Origin of the sequence: Kocuria sp. NPDC057446 (assembly GCF_042802875.1) — a bacterium.
Taxonomy (GTDB): Bacteria; Actinomycetota; Actinomycetes; order Actinomycetales; family Micrococcaceae; genus Kocuria.
The window spans coordinates 1-5,517 of sequence record NZ_JBHVDI010000200.1; the positions used below are offsets into that span (position 1 = coordinate 1).

The 5,517-nt window shown below is 75.2% G+C and carries 5 protein-coding genes; 3 read left to right on the forward strand and 2 right to left on the reverse strand.

The features are described from left to right. Nucleotides 1-51 precede the first annotated feature (51 nt). The gene (locus tag ACFU0Y_RS16655; RefSeq protein ID WP_380215831.1) at nucleotides 52-648 is read right to left on the reverse strand and encodes a hypothetical protein; all 597 of its coding nucleotides are present in this window, start codon (nucleotides 646-648) and stop codon (nucleotides 52-54) included. A gap of 505 nt (nucleotides 649-1,153) precedes the next feature. On the opposite strand from ACFU0Y_RS16655, the gene ACFU0Y_RS16660 reads away from it, so the two are divergent. Next, the gene (locus tag ACFU0Y_RS16660) at nucleotides 1,154-1,405 is read left to right on the forward strand and encodes a DUF6458 family protein (protein ID WP_380215833.1); all 252 of its coding nucleotides are present in this window, start codon (nucleotides 1,154-1,156) and stop codon (nucleotides 1,403-1,405) included. Nucleotides 1,406-1,615: 210 nt separating this feature from the next. Here ACFU0Y_RS16660 and ACFU0Y_RS16665 read toward each other — a convergent pair whose 3' ends face one another. Beyond that, a complete protein-coding gene (locus tag ACFU0Y_RS16665) occupies nucleotides 1,616-2,719 on the reverse strand; it encodes a pyridoxal-phosphate-dependent aminotransferase family protein (protein WP_380215835.1) in 1,104 nt (367 codons plus the stop codon). 951 nt (nucleotides 2,720-3,670) lie between these two features. On the opposite strand from ACFU0Y_RS16665, the gene ACFU0Y_RS16670 reads away from it, so the two are divergent. Further along, nucleotides 3,671-4,162 carry a nucleoside deaminase gene (locus tag ACFU0Y_RS16670; RefSeq protein ID WP_380215837.1) on the forward strand — a complete coding sequence of 164 codons (492 nt, stop codon included), beginning with the start codon at nucleotides 3,671-3,673 and terminating at the stop codon, nucleotides 4,160-4,162. 506 nt (nucleotides 4,163-4,668) lie between these two features. Further along, nucleotides 4,669-5,454 (forward strand): hypothetical protein, encoded by a 786-nt coding sequence (locus tag ACFU0Y_RS16675; protein WP_380215839.1) that lies wholly within the window; start codon nucleotides 4,669-4,671, stop codon nucleotides 5,452-5,454. Nucleotides 5,455-5,517 lie beyond the last annotated feature (63 nt).

Sequence of the window (5,517 nt, forward strand, 5' to 3'; positions counted from 1 at the left end):
CGCCCGTGCTGGTGCCCTGCGGCTCGACGCCGGCAGCGCCCGCCGCCGGGCTCAGGTCCGCGGACGGTCCCCGGAGCCGGGACCGCCGTCCCGGCGGAGGTCCCCGTCCGGACCGGCCGCGCCGTCCCGGCCGAGGTCGCCGTCGCCCGGGGTGTGCCCGTCAGGACCGGCCGCGCCGTCCCGGTGGGTGCCGGTGCCCGCGCCGGCGTCGCCGTCCCGCCACGGGGCCTCGTCGGCGCGGTTCCCGGCGTCGTGGCCGGTGACGTCCTCGCGGCGTCCGCGGACGGTGTCACCGGAGCCGGGCTCGTCCCCGTCAGGGGCGAGCGCCGCGGCGTCCCGGCGGTGGGTCTCCGCCTCCTGGCGCACCTTGTCGGCGTCCTGGGCCCGCCGCTGGGCATCCTGCTCGAGGCGGTCGGCCTCGATCCGGGCCTTCTCCGCCTCGGCGCGGGCCGCGTCCGCGTCCGCCTTGCGCTCGCGGGCCGAGAGGTCCTCCTCCTCGCTGCGCGCCCGCAGCTCCGCGGCGCGCTGCTGGTTCTCCCGGCGCTCCACGGTCTCGCGCTCCTTCTTCTTGCGGCTCCCGGCCAGCACGGCCAGGACGACCACGGCCAGCACGACCACGGCCAGCACGATCCAGATCCAGGTCTCCATCGGATGTTCCTCCTCGGTAGGTCCCCATGTTCCTCAATAGAAGCAGAGCGGGACCGCTCCGGCTACCGGTCCCGCCGACCCGGTGGCGGGCACCTTGCGGGACCACTCCGTGATCACCACGACGGCACCGGGCGCACCGGCCGCCGGAGGGCGCACCCGGCGGAGGACGGCCCGTTCGGCGACGCAGCCACCGGGGCACCGCCCCGGGGATCGCTCCTTGCCAGCGGCGGTTGCACCGGTACGCACCCCGGTCCGTCCGGCGCTGACCGCGTGGTGTCACCGCGGCATCCCGGCCGTGACCCCGCGGCGCGTCGCCCGGTGGGGCCCGCGGTCCCCGCCGGATCCGAGGGGGGCCGGTCCTGCCGTGACCGAACATGACCTTCCGCGTCGGAGCAGGGCGCCGGTGCGGGTGTCCCGATCCGCTCGGCGCGTCCCGCATGATGGAGCATGTATTTGCTTTACTTAACGCACTCATGCTCCGTGCACCCTCCGAGAGGACCCCGCCATGCGCCTCAACCCCGCCGGCCCGCTGATCACCATCGCCCTCGGCCTGATCCTCTGGCTGGCTCTGCCGTCGGCCGTGGGGCCGCTGAACCTCGCCCTGGCCGGCCAGATCATCTTCTGGGTGGGCGTCGCCTACCTCGTGCTGGTCCTGATCGCCGCGGCCGTCCCGTCGCGGCGGCGCTCCACCCGCAGCACCGTGGCCGACCCGGGCACCGGGGAGCGCGTCGAGCGCTCCGAGACCGACCTCATCTGAGCGGACGCCGGGCAGCCCGTACCGCTGCGATCGGCGATGGCCGCGCCGCGCGGAACCGAGTGCCCTCCGCCGTCGGAAGGCCCGGCGGAACCGGACCCGTCTCCCCCGCCACTGCGCCGAGCTCACCGGTTCGCCCCCGAGACACCCGCAGATGTGCCGTCAGTTCGCGTCGAACCGGTGAGTTCGGCGGGGTCGGGGACGCGGGGCGGCTCACACCAGGGCGGGGGCCCTCCGCAGCGCCTCCTGCAGGGCGCCCAGCACGAGGGTCACCGAGCCGGCCTCGGCGTTGGGCCCCATCAGGCCGATCCGCCACACCGTGTTCGCGTACTCCTTCACGCCCGCCCCGATCTCCACGGAGAAGTGCTCCAGCAGATAGGCCCGCACCCAGGCGGAGTCGACGCCCTCGGGCACCTTGACCGTGGTCAACTCCGGGAGGCGGTGCCCCTCGGCGGCGAACAGCTCCAGGCCCATCTCCTGCAGCCCCGCCTGGAGCGCCTCGCCCGCGGCCTGGTGCCGGGCCCAGACGTTCTCCAGGCCCTCCTCCGCGATCCGGCGCAGTGCGGCGTCGAGGGACGCGATCATCGCCGTGGGTGCCGTGTGGTGGTAGGTGCGGGCGCGGCCCTGCGCCTCGCCCGCGTAGCCGCCCAGCAGGCCCAGGTCGAGGTACCAGGAGCGCGGGAGCTGCACCCGGCGCTCGAACGCGGCGTCCGAGATCGTGAACGGCGCCAGCCCCGGGGCGACCCCCAGGCACTTCTGGGTGCCCGCGTAGCCGAGGTCCACGCCCCAGTCGTCCGCGCGCAGCTCGATGCCGCCGATCGACGTGACGGCGTCCACGAGCAGCAGGGCGTCGCCCTTGAGCCCGCCGAGCGCGGCGATGTCGGAGCGCACACCGGTGGAGGTCTCCGCGTGCACCGCCGCGATGATCTTCGGGGACGGGTGTGCCTCCGCGACGCGCTGCGGGTCGATCGGCTCCCCGTAGGGGAAGTCCACGCGCACCACCTCGGCGCCGCACCGGGCCGCGACGTCGCACATGCGCTCGCCGAACAGCCCGTTGACGGCGACGACGACGACGTCGCCCTCCTCCACCGTGTTGACGAACGCCGCCTCCATGCCGGCGGAGCCTGTGGCGCTCAGCGGGAGGGTGCGCCGGTTCGCCGTGCCCCAGACCGTGCGCAGCCCCTCGCAGGCACTGTCCATGACGTCGAGGAAGGCGGGATCCAGGTGGCCGAGCAGCGGGTGGCCGAGCGCCGCCGTGGCCTCCGGATAGGGGTTGGACGGGCCGGGGCCGAACAGGTGTCGCTGGATCAGGGGCACGGTGCACTCCTCAGGGGAACGGGCGGACAGGTCCGCTGACCAGCCTATGGCCTGCCCGCACGGGACACCCTCGGCGCACTGCTCCGCCCCTCCGGACGGGCCGTCCCCGCAGGCCTCCGCGCCCCGAGGCCGCGCCGTCCCCGGCCGGGGACGGCGACGTCACCGGAGGCCGAGACGGCGCAGCAGCGCGCCGAGACGGCCCTCCGGCGCGCGGGCCGGGCCCACCCCGCCACCCGGCCCGCCGATCGGCGGGTCCGATCGGCGGGTCCGGTCGGCGGGGCTGCCGGGCGATCTGGGACCAGGACGCGAACATCGCGCTGCCCTCGGTGGCCGCCATGCGGTTCTGCAGCGTGGGACGACCCGCGGGGCCCTGGACCAGGCCGGTGCGCTTGTCGTCGGTGAAGCCGTCGTCGAGGACCATGTGCTGCTCCGTCTCGGACACCACGGTGTACAGCACCACGTGCTCGTCGGAGTCGGCTCCGGGGTGCGTGGCGCCGCCGTGGTTGACGTCGAACAGGTCGGCCGTGGGAGGAGCGCCCTCCTGGTGGGCTCGGGAGGTCCGGGCGCCGCTGCGGCGACCGTCCGGCCCGTGCCCGGTGGAGCGCGGGCCCGTCGCGGCGGGCGGGTGCCCTCCTCTCTGGTGAGCCGCCGGACTCCAGCGACCCACCGGGCGGCCGCGCCCGGCGGGGACGGTGCGGCAGCGGCGGGACCCGGTGCGGCGGGGGCTCGGCCCGGGCGGCACGGCACGAACCGCCGGTGCGCCGGGACACCTGTTGTCGTCTGGCGCGCCTCCTCGGTAATCTCGGGACCAGCCCGGGGCGGGCCCGGGTCCGGGGCCGTCCACCGGGCAGAACCGCACCACCGACCACGCAGCGGCCGGGCGTCGGCGCACGTTCCGGCCCCTGCCCGGGACGCTCCCGGCGGCGACTGCGCCCACCCCGGGAGATCCGCATGGACACAGACATCATCCCGCCCGCCGAGGCCCGGCAGCTGCTGCTCGAGGCCATCGACCTGGCGGTGGGCAACGCCGTCGCCGACGGCGGCCCCTTCGGCGCGGTCGTCGTCACCGCGGACGGACGCCGCTTCACCGGCGTCAACCGCGTCACGGCCGACAACGACCCGACCGCGCACGCGGAGGTCATGGCGATCCGCACGGCCTGCCGCGAGCTGGGCACGTTCGACCTCGCGGGCGCGACCCTCTACACCAGCTGCGAGCCGTGCCCCATGTGCCTGTCCGCCTCGCTGTGGGCGCGCCTGGACGCCGTCTGGTTCGCCGCGGACCGGCACGACGCGGCCTCCGGCGGCTTCGACGACGCCGAGTTCTACGAGTACTTCGCCAAGCCCGAGCACGAACGCTCCCTGCCGGTGCGCCCGGTGGCCCTCGACGAGCGCAACGCACCGTTCGAGGCCTGGGCCAGGAACACCGCGCGCACCGCCTACTGAGGCCCCCGGCGCGGGGCCGGAGCCGCACGGACCACCGGGTCGGCAGCGGCACCGGGCACCGGAAGGGCGTCCTCGCACGTCGGAACGGGGGCACCGGCACTGTGAGCCGCCTTACGAAATGATGAACAGCTGTCGAAGGGTCAGTAACCTTTCCTTGACGAGTCACGATCGGCTCACGGGTCCGATGTGCGATGCACGTGGGGGGACACCGGAGCACGGCCGGACGGACTCTCCCGGCGCCGCCCGCCACCTGGTCCCTCGCGGGCGGCGCCTCGTCCTCTCCCCGGCACCGGGTCGACCCCGCGGCGAGGGCCCCACCGCGCTCGGCCCGGGGGACGGAACCGGACGCCGCGTTCCGCGCCGGAACCGAGCCGGGATCAGCAACCTGTTCCCGGCCTAATTCGCAGAAGCACTTTCCTATTTGCTCTCGACGCCCCGAAAACCATCAGTAAACTGTGCATTGCGTCACTTCCCCGTCCCGTCACTCCCGTCGAGAGGCCGATCCCGTGAAGAAGTCCGCTCTGCTCGCCGTGCCCACACTTGCGCTAGCGACCCTGACCCTGCCCGCCACCGCCGCCCACGCCAACGGCGCCCACGCCGCGGCCGACAGCATGTCCTTCCACTCCGAACTCGCTCCCGTCAACAACAGCACCGCTGCCGGCCACGCCGTCGTGGAGGTCACCGGTCAGGAGGCCACCGTGACCGTTGATGTCGCCGGCGCCCCCGCCCTGTTCCAGGGCGCGCCGTATCCGCACGCCCAGCACATCCACATCGGGGGCCAGGGGGTCTGCGCTCCCCCGACGGCCGACGCCGACGGGGACGGCGCGGTCAGCTCCATGGAGGGCGAGCCCTGGACCGGTGGGATCGGGGCCTCCCTGACCACCTCCGGGGACACCACACCGGCCTCGGCCGTGGCGGTCGACCGGTTCCCCGCCGGGGACGCCTACTCCTACCAGCGCACCATCCCGGTGGACGCCGCGATGGTCGCGGCCCTGCAGAACGGCACCGCCGTGGTCAACGTCCACGGCGCGGACCCGGCCACCCTCTCGGCCGCGGCACAGGCCAAGGTCAATCCGATGGCCCCCGAGCTGCCCCTCGCCTCCGACATCCCGGTGGCCTGCGGCGTCCTCGCACCCGCCCAGATGCCGGTGCCGGAGGGCCCTGCGGACACGGGTGTGGAGACCGCCGGGACCGGCTCGGGCACGAACGGGATCGTCGGTGCGGCCGTGCTCGGCCTGCTCGCACTGGGCGCCGCCGTGGGCCTGCGCCGCCGGGTGGCCGGCGGACGCTGACCGGCGGACACCGGATGGCCCGGCACCGCCGCGAGCCCCGCCACCTCCGCACGGGGGTGGCGC